This window comes from Rhizobium sp. SU303 (assembly GCF_021052345.1).
Lineage (GTDB): Bacteria > Pseudomonadota > Alphaproteobacteria > Rhizobiales > Rhizobiaceae > Rhizobium > Rhizobium laguerreae.
Genome location: NZ_CP088095.1, coordinates 4989947 through 5012391 on the forward strand (window position 1 = coordinate 4989947; position 22445 = coordinate 5012391).

Here is a 22445-nt window from a genome sequence, read left to right on the forward strand (position 1 = left end):
TGAGCGAGTGGCTCAGCCGTCCTTTTCGACCGCATGGACATTGATCTCGACTGCCCGGCCGGCCTTCCAGCCATTGATCGCCGCGCCCAGTCCAAGTGCGACGAAGAGGGCCGCGCACCAGGAAAAGCTGCCGGTCCAGCCACGGATGAGGCCGACGATGAGCGGGCCGATGGCGGCGAGCAGGTAACCGACGCATTGCGCCATGCCGGAAAGATGGGCGGCGACATCGGGATCGCGCGAGCGCAGCACGATCGTCGTCATGGCCGCTGCGATCAGCCCGCCCTGGCCGATGCCCTGCAGCACCGCCCACAGCCAGACCGTCGAAAGCGGTGCGAAGAGCAGGCCGAGCAGGGCAATGACGGCGACGCCGCAGAGGCTCGCATTGATCAGCCGCTGGTCCCGGCCGCGCACGGCGATATGCGGCACGATCAGGCAGGATGCCGCCTGCACCATCACCGACAGCGAAACGATCGCCCCGGCGGTGACGCCGTCGAGCCCGCGTTCGCGCAAGATCGGAACCAGCCAGCCGAAGACGCAATAGGCAAGTGCCGATTGCAGCCCCATGAACAGCGTCACCTGCCAGGCGAGCCGGTCGCGCCAGAGGCCTTCGACGCGAAAGCCGTTTCGTCTTGCCTGTCTGCCGCTGCGAAGAACCTCAGGCAGCCAAAGCAGGCTGACGGCGAGCGCCGGCAGCGCCCAGACGGCGAGCGCGCCTTCGAGGGAGCCGCCGAGCCCATGCTCGATCGGCAGTGTCAGCCCGGCGGCACTTGCCGCCCCGGCGCAAAGCGCCATCGTGTAGAAGCCGGTCATCAGCGCGGCGCGTCCGGCAAAATCCCGCTTCACCAGCCCCGGCAGCAGCACGTTGCCGACAGCGATACAGGCGCCCGCAAGGGCCGTGCCGATGAAGAGCAGCGGCACGGAAGAAAGCCCGCGCAATGCGGTGCCGAGGGCCAGAAGCAGGAGAACACCGAGCAGCGTGCGTTCGGTGCCGAAGCGCTGGGCAAGACGAGGCGCAAGCGGCGAGAAGGCGCCGAGGCAGACGACCGGCAGCGTCGTTAGCAGGCTGGCGCCGAGCGCACTCAGGCCGAGTTCCGAGCGGATTTCCGGCAGTAGCGCCGAGGCGCTGGAGAAGACCGGGCGCAGGTTGAAGGCGATCAGCACCAGGCTTGCGCCCAGCAGAAAACGATGCGCAGCTCGCCGCGCCGGCGTTGCGTGCGGCGGCGGAAGGCTGCCGGCCTCGGCATCTACAAGCAGTTCGTCGGCCGCCTCAAGCGCGCTGGCGGCATTGTTGGCAGGCGTGTTCATGACCGGATCATCCGGTCGAGTGCGGCAAGAACCGGCGCCATGAAACGGCGCACCGCCGCATCCGCCCTGTCGGGATCGCCGGTTTCGATGGCGTCGACGATATCGGCATGCGCCTGCATATCGGGTTCCGGAATGTCCTTGCCGAGTGTCGCCGCGATGGTGTCGGCGATCGAGGCCGAAAAGAAATCGTAGATTTCGATCATCGCCCGGTTGCCCGAAGCGGCGATGACGGCCTTGTGGAAGGCGAGGTCGCGTTCGATGAACGCGGCCTGGTTACCGCCGTCGTAATTGCCGCGTTCGGCAAGCAGCCGGCGGAGCCCGGCAACCGTCTCCGGCGTCTTGCGGATCGCTGTCAGCCGGGCGGCCTCGACGTCGAGCGCCAGGCGCGCCTCGAACTGGTCACGCAGGCTGGCGCGCCGCGCCATCGTCAGCGGTCGGCCGGCATCCGTCGTCGAGCGGACATAGGTTCCCGAACCCTGCCTTGTTTCGAGATAACCCTGGGAGACAAGAACGCGCACCGCCTCGCGCACCGTGCCGCGGCTGACGGAAAGCATGGCAGACAGCGAGGCTTCATTCGGCAATTTCTCGCCGACCGCCCAGCGTTTGCCGAGAATGTCGCCGCGGATCGCCTCAATTGCCTCATCGGCGAGATTGGTCTTGCTGAGCGCTCGCATCTCACTACTCATAAAGTCATCTGATGACTTTATGAGTAGTGAGATTTCGATCTTCCGTCAACGCCTGGCATCAAGACAATGAAGACATCAAGACAATAAAAAAGGGCCGCCTCGGCGACCCTTTCCATGAGTTTGGCCTCAAACTGGCCTGGACTGTCTATGCAGCCCCAGGAAGGCGGGGATTAGAGCGAGGGCTGCCTCGCCTTCGTCACCTCTTCCATGCCCGTTACGAGGTCCGAAATCTCATTAGACATTGGATCACCTTCCTTTCGTTCTGTTGCCGATGGCTTAAAGTTAGGCTGATTCTTTCGAGATGCAAGCAAAAATGCACGCATGCCCTGCTTTGGGGAACACGGGTGTTCACGAGAGAACACAGTGTTTTGCCGAATTTGAAGAGGCTATACGTCAAGAAACCGTCATGTTTGGCTTGCAAACCGGCCGCGCGTTAAGCTGTTGTTAGCTGCGTCGTTCGACAATTTCAGCATTCCCGCCGATGCGGCGGCGGGTTCCGGAGCAAAGAGCCATGTGTCGCTGGGCAGCCTATCGCGGAGACCCTCTCTATCTCGAGGAACTGGTATCTTCGCCCGCCCATTCCCTGATCGAGCAGTCGCATTGCGCCACCCGCGCCAAGACGGCGACGAATGGCGATGGCTTCGGCATCGCCTGGTATGGTGACAGGCCCGAACCCGGCCGCTACCGCGATATCCTGCCGGCATGGTCGGATTGCAATCTGAAGAGCCTGGCACGGCAGATCCGTTCGCCCCTCTTCCTCGCCCATGTCCGCGCTGCCACAGGCGGCGGCACGCGCCGCGACAACTGCCATCCCTTCACCCATGGCACCTGGTCCTTCATGCATAATGGCCAGATCGCAGGCTTCGAGCGCCTGCGCCGGCCGATGGAGGCGATGCTCGACGACGAGCTGTTCAATGCCCGCGGCGGCACGACCGATTCCGAGCTGATGTTCCTGCTGGCGCTGCAGTTCGGCCTGCGCGAGGCGCCGGTCGCTGCGATGGCGGATATGATCGGTGTCGTCGAGGGCCTGGCCGAAAGCGTCATCGGCTCGATCCTGCTGCGATTCACCGCCGCCTTCTCCGATGGCAGCACGCTCTATGCGATCCGTTATGCCACGGATCGCAAGGCGCCGACGCTCTACGCCTCTCCCGTCGGCGCGGGTTATTGCCTCGTCTCCGAGCCGTTGAATGACGATGTCGATGCCTGGGCCGAAATTCCGGATGGCAGCGCCGTCACCGTCGGCAAAGATGGCATCGACGTCGCCGACTTCCGGCCGGAGAAGCGCAGTGCCGCCAAGCCGCTGCGCGTGGCCATTCCTGCCTAAACGCTCGGCGTCAGCTGAGCCGCTGGCGATCAGCGGAGCTGCTTGGCGATCAGTGCCGCGAGTCGTTCGGCAACCTCTTCCTTCGTCAGGTCAGGCCATTGCTCGACGCCGTCGCGGCGAATGAGTTTGACCCTGTTGCGGCTGCCGCCCATGATTCCGGTCGCAGGAGAGACGTCATTGGCGACGATCAGGTCGGCGCCTTTCCTTTCCAGTTTCGCCTTCGCATTGCTTTCCACATCCTGCGTCTCGGCGGCAAAGCCGATCACCAGCTTCGGCCGCATCGTGTGATGGCCGACGATTTTCAGGATGTCCGGATTCTCGGTCAGCGCCAGTGTCGGAATGGATTCGCCCGGATGTTTTTTCAGCTTCTGGTCGGCCGCCGAGGCGACGCGCCAGTCCGCCACCGCCGCGACCATCACCGCGATGTCGGCCGGCAGCGCCGCAAGCACGGCGTCGCGCATTTCCTCGGCCCGCTCGACATGCACGACGCTGACGCCGACGGGATCGGCGATCGTCACTGGCCCCGACACGAGGGTCACCTCCGCCCCGAGCTTTGCCAGGGCTGCGGCGATCGCATGTCCCTGCCGCCCGGAGGAGCGGTTGGCGATATAGCGCACCGGATCGATCGGCTCATGCGTCGGTCCTGACGTGACAATTGCCTTGCGTCCCTTGAGCGGCTTTTCTCCGTCGTCGAGCATGGTTTCGGCCGCAGCGACAATGTCAAGCGGCTCCGCCATCCGGCCGAGTCCGGCCTCCCGGCTTTCCGCCATCTCGCCGGCCATCGGCCCGATGAAGCGGATGCCGTCGGCTCTCAGCATCGCCGCATTCCGCCGCGTCGCCGGATGCGCCCACATGGCGGGGTTCATCGCCGGTGCCGCCAGCACCGGCCTGTTCGTCGCCAGAAGCACGGTCGAGGCGAGATCGTCGGCAAGCCCGTTCGCCATCTTCGCCATCAGATCGGCGGAGGCAGGGGCGATCAGCACGAGGTCGCAGTCGCGCGCCAGCCGAATATGGCCGACATCCTGTTCGTCCTGGCGCGAAAACAGATCGAGGAAGACATGGTCCGCCGCCAGCGCACCGACCGCAAGCGGCGTGACGAATTCCTGCGCGCCTTTGGTCATGACGGGGCGCACGCTCGCGCCGCGCTCGCGCAGCCGGCGGATCAGATCCAGGCACTTATAGGCCGCGATGCCGCCCGAGATGATGAGGAGGATGCGTTTGCCGCTGAGAGCCATGGCCTTCTACCCGTTGCCTTTTCTGACCGCCCCCGACCCTAAGGCTTTGGCGGAGAACATGCAATCGCGCGGATCTACGCGACGTCCCCACGGGTCGGGGAAGCCCCCCAACCCGCAGCGAATAATCGCGCCGCGCCGTCTCAGGTGCGGGTGATCGAAGCGCCGCCATCGACCAGCGAGGCCGTGCCGCTAACGAAGCTCGCATCGTCGGAGGCGAGATAGAGAACCGAGCGGGCGAGTTCTTCGGGGGTTGCGACACGCTTCAGCGCATGCAGGTTGGTGACGAAGGCCTGCTTGTCAGGCGTATCGTTCATGTCCCGATACATGTCGGTATCAACAGCACCCGGCAGGATGGCATTGACGCGCACGCCCTGCTGGCCGAATTCGGCGGCAAGCGCCTGCGTCAGGCCGATCAGGCCGGATTTGCTGGCGGCATAGGCGGCGACACCGGGAAAGGCGAAGCTGTAGCCGACGAAGGTTGAGGTGAAGATCACCGAGCCGCCGCCATTTTCCACCATTGCTCCGATCTGGTGCTTGGCGGCGAGGAAGGAGGCTGTCAGATTGATCGCCAGCGCCTCGCTGAAGCCTGTTTCCGAAACGGCGGTGCTCGGACCGGCTTCGCCGAGCGTGCCGGCATTGTTGAAGGCGATGTCGAGCTTGCCGTAATTCGTCACGGCGGCGGCGACCAGCGCCTTGTGATAATCCTCCGAGCGCACGTCGCCGGCAATGGCGATGGCGTCGCCGCCCTCTGCCTTGATCTCCGCGACGAGGCTGTCGAGTTCGCTCTGGCGGCGGGCGCCGACGACGACCTTGGCGCCCTCGGCGGCGAAGAGCTTTGCCGTCGCGCGGCCGATGCCGGAGCTTGCGCCGGTGACGATCGCGACCTTGTTGTTCAAGCGGTTCATGATTCCATCTCCTGGATTTGAGGTGAGGCGGCCCCTGCCGCCCCTTTCGTTGAATGGAAGATGGCATTTTCCCTTCGTTCGGATTAGTCTTCAGATCGAGGAATTCGAATTCGGAAAAGCCGAACGATGATCAGGATAGAAGGCATTGCGGCTTTCGTCGCCGTGGTCGAGGCGGGCTCGGTCAGCGAAGCGGCCCGGCGCCTGCGGCTGTCCAAATCCGTCGTCAGCGAAAGGCTGGCGGAACTGGAGAAGTCGCTGGGCGGCATGCTGCTCCATCGAACGACCCGCAAGCTTACCTTGACGGAGGATGGCACGGTCTTCCTCGGGCGCGCTGCGCGCATCGTACGCGAGATCGAGGAAGCCGCGGCAGATATGGCGGAGCGACGCGGAACGCTGTCCGGCCCGATCCGCATCGCCGCCCCCGTCACCTTCGGCCGCATGCATCTCGGCCCGGCGCTCTACCCTTTTCTTGCCGAACATCCCGAGATCGAACTGACCCTCGATATCGATGACCGGCGCGTCGATGCCGCCTCGGACGGTTATGATGCCATCATCCGCAATGGTCCGATCGCCGATAGCCGGCTGGTCGCCTGGAAGCTCGCGCATAGCCGCCGTCTTCTCTGCGCCTCGCCGGATTATCTCGCCCGCCAGGGAATGCCGTCGTCGCTGGCTGATCTCAACAGCCATCGCGGCATCTTCTACACCAATCGCGGCGTTGCCGACTGGCGTTTCCAGACGCCCGATGGTGCGATCGTCGTCCGTGCGAAATTGGCGCTCGGCATCAACAATGGCGACATGCTTCGCGATGCCGCGATTGCCGGGCTCGGCATCGCGCTGTTGCCGGCCTTCATCGCCGGCCCGGCCATCCGCGAGGGCCGGCTTGCGGAAGTCGATATCGGTCACAGGCCGGAGGCCGAATTCATCTACATGGCCCATCCCGAAGGCCGAAATCCCTCCGCCAAGCTTCGCGCCATTGCCGATCATCTGAAGACGAGCTTCGGCGACCCGCCCTATTGGGATCCGGTGGGCTAACTCAGCAAGCTGATCAGGTTCTCGGTGACCGGCGAGCGGTGTGTTTTCAGGATTGCCAGCGCCAGGCGCGCCACGGCCGGCGGCCCCTCGATCGGCCGGTAGGCCACACCTTCGAGCTTGATCTGCGAAATCGAGGCCGGCACGATCGAGACGCCGAGATCGGCCGCCACCAGATTGACGACAGAGGAAATCTGCGGTGCCTCCTGCGCCACGGTCAGCTCGAATCCCGCCTTGCGGCAGGCGAGCACGACATCGTCGTAGAGGCTCAGGCCCACGAGCCGGGGAAAGAGGATGAAGGGTTCCTCCGCCAGCGCCGCAAGCGGCAGGCTGGGATGCCGTGTCAAGGGATGGCTGGCGGGCAGGGCGATCACCATCGGCTCATCCGGCAGCCGCCGCAGCCGGATGCCGGCGGGATCGTCGAGGCTGGGGCGCATGAAGGTGGCGTCCAGCTCGCCGCGTTCCAGCTTCTGCATCAGCGCCAGCGTATTCATTTCCGTCAGCGACAGCTGCACCTCCGGCCAGCGTGCGCGAAAGCGGCGGATCGTCGTGCTGACGACGGGATTGAAGGCGGAGGAAGCGGTGAAACCGAGCGACAGCCGGCCGGTCTCGCCGCGATTGGCGCTTTGCGCCGCAAGCTTCGCCTTTTCCGCGGCCGCGACCGACGCCTTTGCCTCGCCGAGAAAGGCCGCGCCCGCTGCCGTCAATTCGGCCCCATGCGGCACGCGGTGAAACAGCGCCGCACCCACTTCGCTTTCCAGGTCGCGGATCTGCTGGCTGAGCGGCGGCTGCCCGATGCCGAGCTTGCCGGCGGCGCGGGTAAAATTGCCTTCTTCCGCCACCGCCAGGAAATATCTCAAGTGCCGCAGTTCCATCGCCATCTCCAAAACCTATCGAAATCGCCAGTGTCATATATTGGACAAATGGAGTGGCGTTGACTAGATCGGAGGCTGGAAGGATGAGATATGCCGACGTCAGCGCATGCATTGAAGACCGCCGAGACAGCCGCAATCTCAGGGCAGAAGCAATACCTGACCCGCGGAACCGGCGCCTATCGCCGCGCCAGCCTGGCGCTCTTCCTGTCTGGCTTCTCCACCTTCTCGCTGCTCTATTGCGTGCAGCCGCTGCTGCCGATCTTTTCGCAGCAATTCTCCGTCAGTCCGGCCGAAAGCTCGCTGTCCCTATCGCTCTCCACCGGCTTTCTCGCGGTCGCGATCGTCTGCGCCGCCGCGGTTTCGGAAGGCCTTGGCCGCCGCAGCCTGATGTCGATATCGCTGGTCGGCGCGGCATTGCTGACCATTGCCACGGCCTTTGCCCCGAATTGGCATCTGCTGCTCGTCATCCGCGCCCTGCAGGGCCTCGTTCTCGGCGGCGTGCCCGCTGTCGCCATGGCCTATCTCGCCGAGGAAATCGATCCGCGCGGTCTCGGCGCCACCATGGGCCTCTATGTCGGCGGCACGGCTTTCGGCGGCATGTCCGGGCGCGTATTGACCGGCATCTTCGCCGAATATCTCACCTGGCGGCCGGCGCTTTTTCTCATCGGCGCCATCGGCCTTGCCGCCGCGATCGGCTTCATCGCCCTCTTGCCGCCGTCACGCAATTTCGGCCGCCGGCCGGGCTTCGATCCGCGCTTTCATGCAAAAGCCTGGCTCGGCCATCTCACCAATCCGGCGCTGCCCTTCATCTTCGCCATCGCCTTTCTGGCGATGGGCTCCTTCGTGACGATCTACAATTATGCCGGTTTCCGCCTCGTGGCGCCGCCCTACGGCCTCAACCAGACCGAACTCGGGCTGATCTTCACCGTCTATCTCTTCGGCATCGGCGCCTCTTCGATCGGCGGTCTGCTCGGAGACCGGATCGGGCATTTTTCCGTGCTTCTCTTCGGTCTGGCACTCACCGCCGCCGGCAGCGCGTTGACGCTCTTTGCCACGCTCCCAGTCATAATCCTCGGCATCATCGTACTCACGACCGGCTTCTTCATGAGCCATTCCATTGCCAGCGGCCTTGTCGGTAAGCTGGCGCATGGCACCAAGGGCCACGCTTCTTCGCTCTATATGCTCGCCTATTATGTCGGCTCCAGCCTCATGGGTTCGGCGGGCGGCTGGTTCTACGCGGTTGAAGGCTGGGCCGCCGTCGTTATCTTCACCCTTGCCATGCTGGCGCTGGCCTTTGTCTCCGCCTGTTTTGCCCAGCACCTCGCGAGGAGAAAAGCATGATCCGCGTAGACCGTCTCGACCATCTCGTGCTGACCGTCACCGATATCGCCACCACCTGCGATTTCTATTCCCGCATCCTCGGCATGTCGGTCGAAACCTTCGCGGAAGGCCGCAAGGCGCTGAAATTCGGCGGGCAGAAGATCAACCTGCACCAGGCCGGAAACGAATTCGATCCCAAGGCAAGGCAACCCACACCCGGCTCCGGCGACCTCTGTTTCATCGCCGAGACCCCACTTGCCGATGTCATCGCTGATCTAAAGGCCGCGGGCGTTGCGATCGAAGAGGGCCCGGTCGAACGCACAGGTGCGACCGGGCGTCTGCGCTCGGTCTATTTCAGGGATCCCGACGGCAACCTCCTCGAAGTCTCCAATCTGATTGCCTGACGTCCGCCTCCTGAACATCAACCAAGCCGGATATAGGGCACGTCCTTCTTCGCCACCTCGTCCAGCGCCTCCTCGTAACCCGCATCGGCGTAACGCATGACGCCAAGCGCCGTATCGTTGGTCAGCGCTTGGTCGAGCCGTTCGTCGGCGGTATCCGTACCGTCGGCGACGACTGTGACGCCACAGCTCGTCATGTAGCCGGCATAGCCGCCGCCGCCGGAATGGATGACGACCAGATCGGCCATCGACGAGCAGAGCATCATCGCATCGATCAGCGGCCAGTCGGCGATCGCGTCGGATCCGTCCTTCATCCCCTCAGTCATGATATTCGGATGCGCCATGGCGCCGGCGTCGAGATGGTCGCGCGAGAAGGCGACCGGGCCTTTGAGTTCGCCGCTCGCAACCAGCGCATTGACGCGCCGTGCGAGTGCCGTGCGTTCGCCATGGCCGAGCCAGGCGATACGCGCCGGAAGCCCCTCGAAAGGCACGTGCTCGCGCGCCAGCCGGATCCAGTTGGTGATGATCTTGTTGTCGGGAAACATTTCGAGCAGCAGGTCGTCGATGCGGGCGATGTCGCTCTCTTCGCCTGATAGCGCCATCCAGCGGAACGGGCCGATCGCCCGCGCAAACAGCGGCCTGAGATAGGCTTCGGTGAAAATCGGAATGTCGAAGGCATTGGCGACGCCGCCCTCTTTGGCCTGCGTGCGGATCAGATTGCCGTTGTCGAAGACTTCGGAACCCTTCTTCTGAAACTCCAGCATCGCCGTCACATGCTCGACGATCGAGGCGCGGCTTGCCGCCATCAACTGGCCCTGCCCATCGTCGCGCAGACCCTTGACCTGTTCGAGGTTCATGCCCTTCGGCACGTAGCCATAGACGAGGTCGTGCGCCGAGGTCTGGTCGGTGACGATATCAGGCACGATGCCGCGCCGGGCGATCTCAGGATAGACTTCCGCTGCATTGCCGACGAGGCCGACGGACAGCGCCCGCTTGTCCTTCACCGCCGCATCGATCATCTGAAGGGCGGTATCGAGATCGGGTGCGATTTCCTGGAGGTAACCGATCTGCTGGCGCTTGCGGGCCCGCTCCGGATCGATGTCGACACAGAGGATCGCAGCGCCTGCCATGCGGCCGGCAAGCGGCTGCGCTCCGCCCATGCCGCCGAGGCCGGCCGTTAGCACGAACCGGCCGAGGAGATCGCCGCCGAAGCGCCGCTCGGCAATGCGCATGAAGATCTCGTAGGTACCCTGGATGACGCCCTGGCTGCCGATATATTGCCAGGCGCCGGCCGTCAGCCCGCCCCAGCAGATCAGCCCCTTGCGCTGCAACTCATAGAACACTTCGGCCTTTGCCCATTGCCCGACGATATTGCAGTTCGCCATGATGACCAGCGGCGCCTTGGCATGCGTTCGAACGAGCCCGATCGGCTTGCCGGACTGGATCAGAAGCGTCTGGTCCTCTTCCATCTCGGTCAGCGCCTTGACGATGCCCCTGTGCGCCGCCCAGTTGCGGGCCGCCTTGCCGAGAGCGGCATAGACGATCAGGTTGTCGGGGTCCTCGCCGACGGAGAGCACATTTTCGAGCAGCCGCAGCAGTGCCTCCTGCCGCCAGCCCTTGGCGCGCAGCTCCGGTCCGCCGGGAATCGGAAATTTCGGATGACGTGGATTGGCCTTCGGCATCGTGGGTTCCTCGTTTTGCTCCGCCTTCATTCGTTATTTACTTGGCAGCGACTCCACATAGGCGAGCGCCGCATCAAGCAAACGCCGTCTGAGAGCATCGTCGCCGTAAACCTCGGCACCGCCTCGCACCCAACCATGCATGACACGCTCGCCCGACAGCATCTGGATCACCCCCGGCAGTGCCAGCGCCCAGCCGTCATTGCCCTTGCCGAGACGGATCAGCATGCCGTCATGGCGCGCGCAGCAGAGAAGATTGCCGTTCAGCATGAAGGCCCAGCCGCCGAACATGGATTTTTCGGCAACGCCCGGCCGATCGCCGAGTTCCTCGCGCATCAGTGCTTCGAGACCGGGATCGCGCGCCATGGCTCAGGCCTTCGTTGCCAGTGCATAGCGTGCGATCTCGATCCCCATCGCCTTCTCGACGACGTGATAGACGGTTGGATCGAGCACGCTTGCCGACAGCGGAATGATCTCCATCGGCACATGCAGGATGAAGACATGCATATCCTCCTTGAGCTGGCCGACGCTGAGCGGCTCGCCCTCCGGCGAGAGCGTGGTGATGACGGCGGGGAAGGTGGCAAGCCTTTCGCCATCCGCATCGTCCACCGCCATATATTCGTTCATCACGTGCAGCGTCACCGACTTTTCGCCCGCGCCGACGGTGATCGTGCCGATGTCGAAGGCTTCCTTGGTATAGACGACGTCCTTGCGGGTGATGACGCCTTCGGCAAGGACATGGCCGCCCGTCGTCTTGCAGATCGCGTCGATGACGGCAGATCCGCCGCGCTTCTCCGCCGCGATGATCGCCTCGCCGAGCGCAAGCGCCATCGAGATGCCGCCGAGCGCCGCATGGGTGCGGACATAGGAGGCGCGGAGCGGATTGCGGCAGCTGGCGATGAAGCCGCCGGATTGGTCGGCGGCGGCGCGCAGCACCGGCGAGATCTTCGCAGTCGCCCCCTTCACCACCAGCTCGATGTAACGGTTCTCGGCGCGATTACCGCCAACGGCGGTCTGGATCATCTGCTCGGGCGAACCGGCCATGCCGATCGAACCCATGTCGCCCGTCGGATGCGCGCGGATATCACCGACCGCGTCGACCACCTTGGTGCCGAGGATTGCTGACGGCAGCCAGCCGTTCAGCGTCGAGGATTTGCCGTTCTGGCCGATGATCAGCCCGGAAAGCTTTTCGCCGAGCGCCTCCTGCAGCAATTGCACTGATTTCACATAATCGATGCCCTGCATTTCCCAGGGCGTCGTGGAGGCCGGCGCGCCGATCGCGGCGGCAGTCGCGATCCACTCCTCGTCCTTCAGCTCGTCGATCGAGACCAGCTCGGGCTTGCCGACATTGACGGCGGCATAACCGAGCATCCGCCCGTGATCGGCCCAGCCGCCGCCGCCGGCGGCATAGACGGAGCCGCCTTTGACGGCAGCTTCCACGTCCTTCTCAACGAGTATGCGTCCCATCGGTCCTCTCCTGATTCAAGCTCGTGTCCATCTCGCGCACCGCCTCGAACAGCACGGTCGCTCCGAGCGTAATATCGTCATTCTCAGCCCATTCATCGGCCGAATGGCTGCGGCCTTCCCGGCAAGGCACGAAGATCATCGCCGCCGGCGCCACCTTGGCGATCCAGGCCGTATCGTGCCCTGCGCCGGAGGCCATGCGCCGATGTTTTGCGCCGACACGTTCGCAGGCAGCCTCCAAGATCGAAAGCAGCCCGGCATCAGCAGGCGTCGGCTGATTGTCGGAAACCCGGTTCGGCGTCTTGATCGTCACGCCGTAGGCCCCCGCCAGCTTTTCGACATGGCCGTCGAGCCAGCGGCAGAATGCCTCCATGTCGGCACGGATTTCGGCACGGCCATCGATCAGCAGCGCCACCTTAGACGGTACGACATTGGCGGCGTTCGGCTCGATCCTGAATTCGCCGACGGTGGCGGCGAAGTGCCCCGGCGTTCTGGCAAGTTCGGCGGCGGCATTGCGGATGTCGAGCACCAGCTGCGACGCTGCGACCAGTGCATCCGCCCGCCGGTCCATCGGCGTCGTGCCGGCATGGTCGGCTCGCCCTTCGACGGTGATCTCGATGCGGGTGATGCCCGATATCGCAGTGACGATGCCGATATCCTCCTTTTCGGCTTCGAGCACCGGGCCTTGTTCGATATGGAGTTCGAGAAAGCCCGCTATATCTGGTCTGTTCTGCTGCATCAGCACATCGGGTCTGCCGCCGACCTGGGCGATGCCCTCAGCCAGGTCGCGCCCGTCGCTGACGCGCGAAAGCCAGGCCTCCGGCAGCTGGCCGGTCATGCCGCGGCTGCCGATGCAGGACACGCCGAAGATGCTCACCTCCTCGGCAAGGAAATCGACGATTTCGAGATCGTGATCGAGTTCGATATTCTGATCGCGCAGCGCGCGCGCCACCTCCAGCGCCGAGATCACGCCGGCGATGCCGTCAAAGCGGCCGCCCTCCGGCACCGTGTCGGAATGCGAGCCGACCATGATCGTGCCGAGCCACGGTTTCCGGCCTGTCCGCCGTCCGATCAGATTGCCGGCGGCATCGATCCGCGTTTCCAGTCCCGCCGCCTTCATCCGCGCTTCGATATAGGCCCGGCCATCGAGAAAGAGCGGCGAGAAGGCCCGCCGCGTCCAGGGATGCCCCGGCTCGGTGATCCCGGCCAGCGCCTCGATATCTCCAGCGATCCGGCTGGCATTGACGGGAAGATTGCGGCTCATTCGACAGCTCCCGCAATGACCTGGCGCGGCGGCGGCCGCACGAAGCGGCCGTTGCCGGGTTTGGCCAGCACCTTGGCGCCCTCGGCGATCTTTTCGCCCCTGAGGTAGGTGGCGGAAACGGCCCACGGCAGGCGGATGCCGTTATAGGGGCTCCAGCCGACGACGTTGTTGCCGCTCACGGCGGCATCATAGACGCTGTCGCGCGGCTCGAGCACGACGATATCGGCATCCTTGCCCGGGGTCAGCGCGCCCTTGATATGGTCGAGCCGGAAATGCTTTGCCGGGTTCTCCGCCATCAGCCTGGCTGCCCATGTTAACGGAATGCCGCGTTCGACGGCGCCTTTGACGAAAAGCGGCACCATCACCTCGAGACCGGGAACGCCGGAGGCGTTGGCGAGCATGTCGGGATTGGTCTTGCGGTTTTCCGACCAGCTGACGTGATCGGTCGAGACCAGCCAGACATCGCCGTCGGCCACCTTCCGCCAGAGCGTCTCCACCTCGGCGCGCGACCGTACCGGCGGATTGATCTTCGCCTTGCCGCCGAGGCGCTTGACGTCGTTTTCCTCATCGAGCGTCAGATAGTGGATGCAGCATTCCACCGTCGCCGCAAAGCCGTCGCGGCGATAGGCGCGCGCGATATCGTAGCCGCGCCCGAGCGAGCAGTGCACCACATGCGCCGGGCAGCCGGTATGAGCAGCCGTTTCGAAGATCGTGTGCATCGCCAGCAGTTCGGTGATCGGCGGCCGCGACAGGCCGTGCGCCCGCCAGTCGGTGATGCCGCTCGCCTTCACCTGCTCCATGTAAGTGCGCACCGCCTCGTCGTCTTCATTGTGCACGCCCGCCGTCAGTCCCGTCGGGGCGATCGCCGCAAAGCAGGCGTCGAGCAGGGCCGGCGGAATGCGCGGAAAGCGCTTGGGGTCGGTGCCGAAGGTCGAGAACTTGAAGGCCGCGACGCCTGCCTCCACCATTTCGCGGATCCGCGCCGGGCCTTCTTCCGGATCGACGGTGCCGTAAAGCGCGAAATCGACGCGCGCCTGCGGACCGGCATGGTCGATCTTCCGCTTCACCGCCGCTGCCGAGCAGACGAGATTGCCTTCGTCATAAGGCATATCGACGATTGTTGTCACGCCGCCGGCTGCCGCCGAGCGCGTCGACCAGATGAAATCTTCCTGGTCCTTCTGCGAAAGCGAATGCACCTGGGCGTCGATCGCGCCGGGCAGGATCAGCGCTTTTCCGAGCAGGTGCCGTTCGCGGCCCGCAGGCGGCACGCCGAGGCCGATCTCGGCGATCTTGCCGTCGCGCACGGCGACATAGCCCTCGTCGAGAATGCGGTCCGGCAGCACCACCGTGCCCTGCAAAATGAGATCGAAGTCCATGCCGCTTCCTCCCTAAACCAGATCAGACCGTTGCCGGTTCCTGGCCTGCCAGCCGCTCCTCGATACGCACCAGCGAGCCGAGGGCGAAGAAATCGTCGAAGGAGGCGATTGGAACCTGCGCGGTCAGCTTCGAGACGAAGTCGTCCGAGCCGAGCTCCTCCTCGATCGCCTCCACCTCCGCCGAAAGCGGCCGGTCGACCGTATAGAAATCGGCATGTTTGCGCACGACCTCGTAGAGCATGGCGGCGACACCCTTCGGTTCATCGCCGAGGATGTCGATCGCCTGGGCCGACAGCAGTGCCTCGAGTGCTGCGAGGCGCTTCAGCGCCCGCATCTGCCGGTCGAAGCGTTCGATGACGAGCGGCAGAAAGGCTGCCTCGTCCTCCAGCCCGGCTGCGACGACCAGCGACTGCGCCGACACGGGATTGGACATCGACAGCACGCGCGAGAAGATCTCGCCGGCAAGTTTGATGATCGGCCCGAAACCGGTGGCGATCCGCCCTGGCGGCACGAGATTGACCGGCAGGTCGCGCCGCTGGCCATTGCCGAGAATGACGCAGCGGTTGAAGGCGTTGCGCGCCGCATGCGCCATGCAGAGTGCTGCCGATTCGAGCAGGATCGTCACATCGAGCGGCAGCGAGCCGCCTGACGTCATCACCCGGCCTTCGACCACGACGGGATTGTCGTCCGAGCGCCCGGTAGCGGCAAGGATCTTGTGGCCGGTCGATAAGAGGTTCTCGATCACCGCGCCGAACACCTGCGCGATCATGCGCAGGCTAAGCGGATCCTGCACATGCGTTGCCACAGGCCAGTTCCATTCGTCGGAGGCATTGCAGAGCCATGCGCCGATCAGCGCTTCGCGCGCCGTTCCGACATGCCGAACCGCCTTCCAGGGATCGCGGGAAGCACCGAGCGCGCCGGCCGCCATCATCGCCGTTGCCAGCAGGACGCGGATCGAGGCTGCGGCATTGCGCGTCGTTTCCGCCGCCGAGGCAAAGCTCACCGCGTTGACGCTGAGCGAGGCGAGGCTGTCGCGCGGTGCCATCCGCATCGGTTCCAGCCCGGCCGCCCGGAAAGCCTCGGCCGCCTGCATCCGGTTGCCGCGATAGATCGCTTCGCCGACGCCGGTCAGCACCGCGCCGATCTGTCCCATCAGGCCGATATCCGCACAGCCGATCGAGCCGGTACGGCGCACGACCGGGATGAGATCGGCCTCGAGCATCCTGATATAGGCCTGGATCAGCTCCGGCGTGCAGCCGACCTGACCGGTCAGCGCCGTGTTGATACGGATCGCCATGGCATTGCGCACGATATTGCAGGAAAACGGTGTGCCAGTGCCGAAATGATGGGCGCGCACCAGGCCGAGATTGAAGGTGTCGAGTTCGTCGGCCGACCACTCCACATCCTTCATGGCGCCGACGCCTGTCGTCGAGCCGTAGACGGGCATGCCGGAGGCAATGGCATCCTCGACGATCTCGCGGGCGATCGCGATGCGGGCCATGCCTGTCGCCGAAGCCGAAACCGCAGCCTTGCCCGCCCCGATCGTCACCATCTCGGCAAAACCGAGCGGTCGTCCGGAAAGTTCGATGCCAGGGCGTTCGTGCTTCATGTGCCATATCTCCCTAGAACGGGATGATTTTAGGCCGATCGGCCCAAAATCTGAATCCTGTTCTCAATTAAAGAGTCAGAGCATGATGTCGCTCACACTTTTCGGCATCATGCTTTGAAGACGAGACTAAGCGAGCCCTCCGACACATGGGATATCCCAAATGCCGAACACAGCATGTTTTTGGCAGGCGGTCAGCTCAGCATCCAGGCAATATAGAGAAGCGTCAAGGCGATGACCCACAAGGCGATTTTGGCCGAGCGGTTGTGCCGCGCTTCGGCCTTGCCGATCGCTTCCGCCGTCTCAGCGTCGAAACGTAAGCCGTGCTCGCTCATATGCAGCAGCTGGTGGTGGAATTTCTCGGTTTTTGCCGCGATTTCCGGCACGGCTTCGGCGAGCTTGACCGCCGCCTTCAGCCCGTCCTTGAGATCGGTGGCGATCCGCTTCGGACCGAGATTGGTGCGGATCCAGTCGCCGACGACAGGCTCGGAGGCCTTCCACATGTTGAAGCGTGGATTGAGCATGCGCGACACGCCTTCGACCACGACCATGGTCTTCTGCAGCATCACCAGCTCCGGCCGTGTCGCCATGTCGAAGAGTTCGGTCACTTCGAACAGCAGCGTCAGCAGCTTGCCCATCGAGATCGTCTCGGCCGGCTGTCCATGGATCGGCTCGCCGATCGCCCGGATCGCCTGGGCGAAGCTTTCGACATTGTGGTGGCCGGGCACATAGCCCGCTTCGAAGTGCACCTCGGCAACGCGGATATAGTCGCGGGTGATGAAGCCATAGAGGATTTCGGCGAGGAACCGCCGCTCCTTCTTGCCCAGCCGCCCGACGATGCCCATGTCGACGGCGACGATCATGCCGCCCGCATCGACGAAGAGATTACCCGGATGCATGTCGGCATGGAAGAAGCCGTCGCGCAGCGTGTGGCGCAGGAACGACTGGATCAGCGTATCGGCAAGCAGGTTGAGATCGTGGCCCGCCGCGCGCAGGCCCTCGACATCGGACATCCTCGTGCCGTCGATCCACTCCATGGTGATGACGTCGCGCCCGGTGCGTTCCCAATCGACCTTCGGCACGCGGAAACCCGGGTCCTTTTCGGTGTTCTCGGCGATCTCGGAAAGAGCCGCCGCCTCCAGGCGAAGGTCCATCTCCACCTTGGTCGTCTGCTCCAGCGTCTTCGTCACCTCGACCGGCCGCAGCCGCCGGCTGGACGGCAGGAAACGCTCCTGCATATGGGCAACGAGATACATCGCCTCGATGTCATGGGCAAAGCGCTGGCGCACGCCGGGCCGCACGATCTTGACGGCAACCTTCTTCCGGCCCTCGGCATTATCGACCTCGGCCGGATGCACCTGCGCGATCGAGGCCGCGGCGATCGGATCGCCGAAGCTCGCATAAAGTTCGCCGATCGGCCGCCCCAGCGAGCCTTCGATATTGGCCTTGGCGGCCGCCGAGGGAAAGAAGGCCATCCGGTCCTGAAGCTGCGACAGGTCATTGGCGAATTCGACGCCGACGACATCCGGCCGCGTCGCCAGGAACTGCCCGATCTTCACATAGGAGGGGCCGAGCCGCTCGACGGCCTGGGCCAACCGGTCGCTGCGCTTCTGATGCCGCGCCTTGCTTCGCTCGAAAATCGTGACGAAGGATTTGGCGAGCGCGACCGGAGGCGGCAGCCCTTCGGAAGGAAGGGCTGACACGACACCCTCACGCACGAGCACCCAGCCGACGCGCCAAAGGCGGAAATATGCGCCGAAAGTACTCATGCAGGCTGGCCTGCTTGCGAATACGCGGCCAATCTCTCCACCCTCATTCCCTTCCTCGGGCTTCGCCCGAGGGATGTCACAGGAATCCAGCCACCGCGCGTCTGCGCGGTGATTGACTCAATAAAGCGTGAAGTGTCTTTCGCGCCCAAGGACTTGGACGCGCTGGATTCCTGTGACGAGCACAGGAATGAGGGAAAGCGCGTGGCCTGCGTCATGCGTCAGAGCTTCCAGCCGGAATGGAGTGCGGCGATGCCGCCGGTATAATTGGTGAAGGTGACGCGCGAAAAGCCGGCCTGGCGGATCATTGCCGCGAAATTCTCCTGGTTCGGGAACTTGCGGATCGATTCCACCAGATATTGGTAGGGTTCGGCATCGCCGGTGATCGCCTTGCCGAATTGCGGAATGGCGTTGAACGACCAGGCGTCGTAGATCTTGTCGAGAAGCGGCATATCGACTTCGGAAAATTCCAGCACCAGCAGCCGTCCGCCGCGCTTCAAGACGCGATAGGCTTCAGACAGTGCCGCATCGATCCTCGGCACGTTGCGGATGCCGAAGGCGATCGTATAGGCGTCGAAGCTGCCTGCCTCGAAAGGCAGTTCCTCGGCATTCGCCTCGACGAAGGTGAGATTGCCCGAAAGCTTCTTCTTTTCCGCCCGCTCGGCGCCGACGCCGAGCATCGAACCGTTGATGTCGAGCACCGTGGCATGCGCCTGTCTGCCCGACGCTTCGACGATGCGGAAGGCGATATCACCCGTGCCGCCGGCAACGTCGAGCACCTTGTAGCCAGGCTCTTTGCGTGGGTTCAGCGCCGAAATCATCGCATCCTTCCAGGCGCGGTGCATGCCCATCGACATGACGTCGTTCATGATGTCGTAGCGCTTGGCGACCTTGTGGAACACCTGGTTGACCAGGCCCTGCTTCTGGCCGTCAGGGACCTCGCGGAAGCCGTAGGAGGTCTCCATACCGCCATCGGCGGAAGTGCGGCTTTCTGACATCAGACTGCTCCGTTCCTGACGATTCGGGCGCGACGGCCATAGCGAAAGACCGCGCGCGACGTTATCTATGGGCCGCGTTTTCCGCGGCACACTGGCGCTATAGCGCACATCGTCGTCGGTTGAAACACGTTAGAGATAGATGGGTTAAGATGCCGGAATTGCCAGAAGTCGAAACGGTGAAACGCGGTCTGACGCCGGCGATGGAGGGCACGCGCGTCACCAGGCTGGAGCTGCGCCGCGGCGATCTGCGCTTCCCCTTTCCCGACGCTTTCGCAGACAGGGTTTCCGGCCGCACCATCGTCAGCCTTGGCCGCCGCGCCAAATATCTGCTGGTCGATCTCGACGACGGCAACACGCTGATTTCGCATCTCGGCATGTCCGGTTCTTTCCGCATTGAAGAGGGCCGCATTGAAGAGGGCCGCATTGAGGAGGGTGCCGCCTCCGGCGTGCCGGGCGAATTCCACCATACCCGCTCGAAGGACGAGAAGCACGATCACGTCGTCTTCCATCTGGAAGGCACAAGCGGCCCGCGCCGCGTCGTCTATAACGATCCGCGCCGTTTCGGCTTCATGGATATGGTGGGACGTGCCGATCTCGCCGCCCATCCCTTCCTCCGCGATCTCGGCCCGGAGCCGACGGGAAACGAACTCAGCGCCGCCTATCTGGCCGAACGCTTTCGCGACAAGGCGCAGCCGCTGAAGAGTGCGCTGCTTGACCAGAAGAACATTGCCGGTCTCGGCAATATATATGTGTGTGAGGCGCTGTGGCGCGCGCATCTTTCGCCGATCCGCGCCGCCGGTACGCTGGTGATGGCGACTGGCCGGCCGAAGGCGCAGCTCGACCTGCTCGTCGCCTCGATCCGCGACGTCATCGCCGATGCGATCGCCGCCGGCGGATCATCGCTGCGCGACCATATCCAGACCGACGGATCGCTCGGCTATTTCCAGCATTCCTTCTCCGTCTATGATCGCGAAAGTCAGGCTTGCCGCACGCCCGGCTGCGGCGGTACGGTCGCCCGCATCGTCCAGGCGGGGCGCTCCACCTTCTATTGCGCCACCTGCCAGAAGTAAGCCTGCCAGAAGCAAGAGTGAGAAACCGGGAGAACAGCATGGCCTATGAGACCCTGATCGTCGAAACCCGAGGCAATGTCGGCCTCGCCACGCTGAACCGCCCGCAGGCGCTGAACGCGCTGAATTCCACCGTCCTGAAGGAGCTGAAGGAGGCCTATGCCGCCTTCCACGCCGACGAGACGGTCGGCGCGATCGTGCTCACCGGTTCCGAGCGCGCCTTTGCTGCCGGCGCCGATATCAAGGAGATGCAGCCGCTTGAGTTCGCCGATATCTATAAGAGTGATTTCATCAGCGGCTGGGATGAGGTCGCCAAGGCGCGCAAGCCGGTGATCGCCGCCGTCAGCGGTTTTGCGCTCGGCGGCGGCTGCGAGCTCGCCATGATGTGCGATTTAATCATTGCCTCGGAGACGGCGAAGTTCGGCCAGCCCGAAATCACCCTCGGCGTCATTCCCGGCATGGGCGGCTCGCAGCGGCTGACGCGCGCCGTCGGCAAGGCGAAGGCAATGGATCTCATCCTGACCGGCCGGATGATGGATGCGGCGGAAGCCGAACGATCGGGACTTGTTTCGCGTGTGGTCGCGCCCGATCGTCTGCTCGACGAGGCGCTGGCGGCAGCCGAAAAGATCGCTTCGCTGTCGCGCCCCTCGGTGATGATGGCCAAGGAGGCGGTCAACCGCGCATTCGAGACGACGCTGGAGGAGGGCTTGCGTTTCGAGCGCCGCCTGTTTCACAGTCTCTTTGCCACGGACGACCAGAAAGAAGGCATGGCCGCCTTCGTCGAGAAGCGCAAACCGGCTTTTACGCACCGTTGAATGCTTTTAGGCGCTTGCCGGTGGTAAAGCTTGAAAATCCGCGTTGACGTGGGCCGGCTTTAGAGTTATATGCCCGCCCACGGTTCGGAAAGCCGGTTTGGTTTTCCGCGATTGCTCCCGCATTGCTGGATTTTGTGGCCGCAGGGCCCGCGGTAATGGCGGAGTTTGTTCGAATTCTTGAGAGAGGCATCCATGGCCAATACAACTTCGGCGAAAAAAGCGACCCGCAAGATCGCCCGCCGTACCGACGTCAATAAGGCTCGTCGCTCGCGCGTTCGTACTTTCGTTCGCCAGGTCGAAGAGGCCATCGCATCCGGTGACGCCGCCAAGGCGAAGGAAGCTTTCCTGGCGGCTCAGCCCGAGCTTGCCCGCGCCGCCAGCAAGGGTGTGCTGCATTCCAACACGGCATCGCGCAAGGTCTCGCGTCTGGCCGCTCGTGTGAAGGCTCTTTCGGTCACCACGACCGCGTAATCTTCCGTTAAGGACTTCTTCTTTATGATTAGCCCGGTAATTTTACCGGGCTTTTTCGATTCAACCGATCAGCCCCTGCATGGTTAATCTCACGACTGTTTCGTGTCAGCGCCATGACAGGAAAAAGTGTTTGAAAACAATGGCTTGCGCAAGGATGCTTTTGCACTGCGCGACTCTGCCCCCAGCTTCCGGGACCACAGGGGAGTCAAGAGGATTTTATTTTTTTTCTTTCAATGCGTGTCAAAATAGCCCGAACGGGGGAATCTCTTTGATTCAACTGCGATTCTTTTTTGACGCTGGTGTGACGCCCGAAAAGGGCAGGCGGAGTCAATGGCCGCTTCTTAATTTTGCGTAAAATTCATCGTTGATATTGCCGTTTGATCCTGCCTAAATGGCTTCCAACAGAGGGCGCGGACATCACCTGCAGAGGCTCGGTTTTAACTGCCACGTCGGCAGGGCGATGAGTTTGTGCCTTTTGTTACGGAGCCTTGCGCTTTCGTTTTTTCAAGCACTCGACGGATTTGGGCCGTAACGTGGCTGTTACGGAGCGGGGATGTTTTGTGCCTTCAGTGGCCACACGTTTAAGGCGAGGCCACCGGAGAAGGTTAAAGTAATATTGCGTTCGGGCTGGTCGGCCGAAAACGAGGTTCGACCGCCAGCCTGACACGGAAAGCCGATGAAGGTTGCCGCATGAATGCGGCCCCTGCAACGGAGTTCTGCGTCGGTCCCATTGAGGGGCCAGTGTTTTGAGTGAACCGGCAGGCGAGCGGCTCATGAGGATCCGTCAGCCCGCCAAAGCGGGGAATGATCGGGCGGCTGTTTTAGCGGATGCCGCCCGGTGGAATTGAAAGGCGGCATT

The 22445-nt window shown here is 63.6% G+C and carries 20 protein-coding genes; 7 read left to right on the top strand and 13 right to left on the bottom strand.

Annotated features, from left to right (window positions below; all coding sequences use genetic code 11):
- Positions 1–12: 12 nt before the first annotated feature.
- Positions 13–1305 carry a CynX/NimT family MFS transporter gene (locus RlegSU303_RS24455; RefSeq protein WP_131719530.1) on the bottom strand — a complete coding sequence of 431 codons (1293 nt, stop codon included), beginning with the start codon at positions 1303–1305 and terminating at the stop codon, positions 13–15.
- Positions 1302–1979 carry a FadR/GntR family transcriptional regulator gene (locus tag RlegSU303_RS24460; protein WP_131719531.1) on the bottom strand — a complete coding sequence of 226 codons (678 nt, stop codon included), beginning with the start codon at positions 1977–1979 and terminating at the stop codon, positions 1302–1304. The genes RlegSU303_RS24455 and RlegSU303_RS24460 overlap by 4 nt, the downstream gene beginning before the upstream one ends.
- A 523-nt stretch (positions 1980–2502) precedes the next feature.
- Here RlegSU303_RS24460 and RlegSU303_RS24465 point away from each other — a divergent pair.
- Positions 2503–3315, top strand: a complete 813-nt coding sequence (locus RlegSU303_RS24465; protein ID WP_017962970.1) for a class II glutamine amidotransferase — start codon at positions 2503–2505, stop codon at positions 3313–3315.
- 29 nt (positions 3316–3344) lie between these two features.
- On the opposite strand, the gene coaBC is transcribed toward RlegSU303_RS24465, so the two are convergent.
- Together coaBC and RlegSU303_RS24475 are read right to left on the bottom strand one after the other, a co-directional pair.
- Positions 3345–4550, bottom strand: coding sequence for a bifunctional phosphopantothenoylcysteine decarboxylase/phosphopantothenate--cysteine ligase CoaBC (gene coaBC, locus RlegSU303_RS24470; protein ID WP_131719532.1), 1206 nt, complete (start codon positions 4548–4550; stop codon positions 3345–3347).
- A 140-nt stretch (positions 4551–4690) separates the two neighbouring features.
- Positions 4691–5455, bottom strand: a complete 765-nt coding sequence (locus RlegSU303_RS24475) for an SDR family oxidoreductase (RefSeq protein ID WP_131719533.1) — start codon at positions 5453–5455, stop codon at positions 4691–4693.
- 126 nt (positions 5456–5581) lie between these two features.
- Here RlegSU303_RS24475 and RlegSU303_RS24480 point away from each other — a divergent pair, with 126 nt between their 5' ends.
- Entirely contained in the window at positions 5582–6487 is a 906-nt protein-coding gene (locus RlegSU303_RS24480; protein WP_131643978.1) for a LysR family transcriptional regulator, read from the top strand.
- Here RlegSU303_RS24480 and RlegSU303_RS24485 read toward each other — a convergent pair.
- The gene (locus RlegSU303_RS24485) at positions 6484–7359 is read right to left on the bottom strand and encodes a LysR family transcriptional regulator (RefSeq protein ID WP_131643979.1); all 876 of its coding nucleotides are present in this window, start codon (positions 7357–7359) and stop codon (positions 6484–6486) included. The two genes, RlegSU303_RS24480 and RlegSU303_RS24485, sit on opposite strands and share 4 nt — an antisense overlap.
- 90 nt (positions 7360–7449) lie before the next feature.
- Here RlegSU303_RS24485 and RlegSU303_RS24490 point away from each other — a divergent pair, with 90 nt between their 5' ends.
- Positions 7450–8700, top strand: coding sequence for an MFS transporter (locus RlegSU303_RS24490; RefSeq protein ID WP_131719534.1), 1251 nt, complete (start codon positions 7450–7452; stop codon positions 8698–8700).
- Positions 8697–9083 carry a VOC family protein gene (locus tag RlegSU303_RS24495; protein ID WP_131643981.1) on the top strand — a complete coding sequence of 129 codons (387 nt, stop codon included), beginning with the start codon at positions 8697–8699 and terminating at the stop codon, positions 9081–9083. The genes RlegSU303_RS24490 and RlegSU303_RS24495 overlap by 4 nt, the downstream gene beginning before the upstream one ends.
- A 17-nt stretch (positions 9084–9100) precedes the next feature.
- Here RlegSU303_RS24495 and RlegSU303_RS24500 read toward each other — a convergent pair whose 3' ends face one another.
- From RlegSU303_RS24500 to ubiE, 8 genes are all read right to left on the bottom strand, one after another.
- Positions 9101–10762, bottom strand: coding sequence for a urocanate hydratase (locus RlegSU303_RS24500; protein WP_131627806.1), 1662 nt, complete (start codon positions 10760–10762; stop codon positions 9101–9103).
- Between the two features lie 33 nt (positions 10763–10795).
- Positions 10796–11125 carry a TfoX/Sxy family protein gene (locus tag RlegSU303_RS24505; RefSeq protein WP_131627808.1) on the bottom strand — a complete coding sequence of 110 codons (330 nt, stop codon included), beginning with the start codon at positions 11123–11125 and terminating at the stop codon, positions 10796–10798.
- A gap of 3 nt (positions 11126–11128) precedes the next feature.
- The gene (locus tag RlegSU303_RS24510; RefSeq protein WP_131643982.1) at positions 11129–12226 is read right to left on the bottom strand and encodes a DUF917 domain-containing protein; all 1098 of its coding nucleotides are present in this window, start codon (positions 12224–12226) and stop codon (positions 11129–11131) included.
- The gene (locus RlegSU303_RS24515) at positions 12207–13487 is read right to left on the bottom strand and encodes a Zn-dependent hydrolase (RefSeq protein ID WP_017962980.1); all 1281 of its coding nucleotides are present in this window, start codon (positions 13485–13487) and stop codon (positions 12207–12209) included. The genes RlegSU303_RS24510 and RlegSU303_RS24515 overlap by 20 nt, the downstream gene beginning before the upstream one ends.
- Positions 13484–14863, bottom strand: a complete 1380-nt coding sequence (locus tag RlegSU303_RS24520) for a dihydroorotase (RefSeq protein ID WP_017962981.1) — start codon at positions 14861–14863, stop codon at positions 13484–13486. The genes RlegSU303_RS24515 and RlegSU303_RS24520 overlap by 4 nt, the downstream gene beginning before the upstream one ends.
- Positions 14864–14885: 22 nt before the next feature.
- The gene (locus RlegSU303_RS24525) at positions 14886–16472 is read right to left on the bottom strand and encodes an aromatic amino acid lyase (RefSeq protein WP_017962982.1); all 1587 of its coding nucleotides are present in this window, start codon (positions 16470–16472) and stop codon (positions 14886–14888) included.
- Between the two features lie 191 nt (positions 16473–16663).
- Positions 16664–18238 (bottom strand): 2-polyprenylphenol 6-hydroxylase, encoded by a 1575-nt coding sequence (gene ubiB / locus RlegSU303_RS24530; protein WP_131719535.1) that lies wholly within the window; start codon positions 18236–18238, stop codon positions 16664–16666.
- Positions 18239–18456: 218 nt separating this feature from the next.
- A complete protein-coding gene (ubiE, locus tag RlegSU303_RS24535; protein ID WP_011650173.1) occupies positions 18457–19233 on the bottom strand; it encodes a bifunctional demethylmenaquinone methyltransferase/2-methoxy-6-polyprenyl-1,4-benzoquinol methylase UbiE in 777 nt (258 codons plus the stop codon).
- Between the two features lie 149 nt (positions 19234–19382).
- Between ubiE and mutM the strand changes: the two genes are divergently transcribed.
- The 3 genes from mutM (at position 19383) to rpsT (ending at position 21586) form a co-directional block, all read left to right on the top strand.
- Positions 19383–20303: a bifunctional DNA-formamidopyrimidine glycosylase/DNA-(apurinic or apyrimidinic site) lyase gene (gene mutM / locus RlegSU303_RS24540; protein WP_131719536.1), complete on the top strand. Its 921-nt coding sequence runs from the start codon at positions 19383–19385 to the stop codon at positions 20301–20303.
- A 38-nt stretch (positions 20304–20341) separates the two neighbouring features.
- Positions 20342–21115, top strand: a complete 774-nt coding sequence (locus RlegSU303_RS24545) for an enoyl-CoA hydratase (protein ID WP_131719537.1) — start codon at positions 20342–20344, stop codon at positions 21113–21115.
- A 192-nt stretch (positions 21116–21307) separates the two neighbouring features.
- Positions 21308–21586: a 30S ribosomal protein S20 gene (gene rpsT / locus RlegSU303_RS24550; protein WP_003544819.1), complete on the top strand. Its 279-nt coding sequence runs from the start codon at positions 21308–21310 to the stop codon at positions 21584–21586.
- Positions 21587–22445: the final 859 nt, after the last annotated feature.